This window comes from Bacillus haynesii (genome assembly GCF_001969855.1).
GTDB lineage: Bacteria > Bacillota > Bacilli > Bacillales > Bacillaceae > Bacillus > Bacillus haynesii.
In genome coordinates this window covers 1-522 of sequence record NZ_MRBL01000074.1, presented here as the reverse complement: position 1 = coordinate 522, position 522 = coordinate 1, and the positions used below count along the sequence as shown (strand labels likewise).

Genomic DNA, 522 nt, shown 5'->3' with positions numbered 1-522 from the left:
TTCTTTTACTGCTTGAAGCTGGGTAAGTCCGGTTTGTTCTACGTTTAATAAGGCTACCCCAAGTAAATAATCAGCCCTACGCAACATTCTTAGTGTGTAATTAAATGCAGAATATCGGTGAAGAGTAGAACGAATATAGGCCGCAGATGCTAATGATCGATGAAAGAGTACATTTTCCCATGGAATTAAAACGTTATCAAAAATAAGTAGTGTATCAATTTCTTCAAATTTAGTAGCGATAGGATAGTCTTTATCGTTTTTTCCTTCACCTAAGGATGTACGACAAATATGTTTTAAGCCTGGTGCCCCCATATCACAGATAAATCCACAAGCAAAAGGTGCCATACTTTTTTCTCCAGCATTCCAATCTAAAATAGTCGGCTTGACAAATGCTTGGTGTGCATAAGCTGCAGCTGTTTCAAATTTTGCACCCTTAACAATAATTCCTTTATCATTTTCTTCCACTACATGTAGTAAAGTTCCGCCGTCCTTACCACTAAACAATTTGCTGCGATCGCCCTT

General features: G+C 37.9%; 1 protein-coding gene. It reads right to left on the bottom strand.

The window, feature by feature from the left end; all coding sequences use genetic code 11:
• Positions 1–522: 4-hydroxyphenylacetate 3-hydroxylase N-terminal domain-containing protein (locus tag BTA31_RS22335; protein WP_275667526.1), on the bottom strand; the 522-nt coding region annotated here is incomplete at both ends.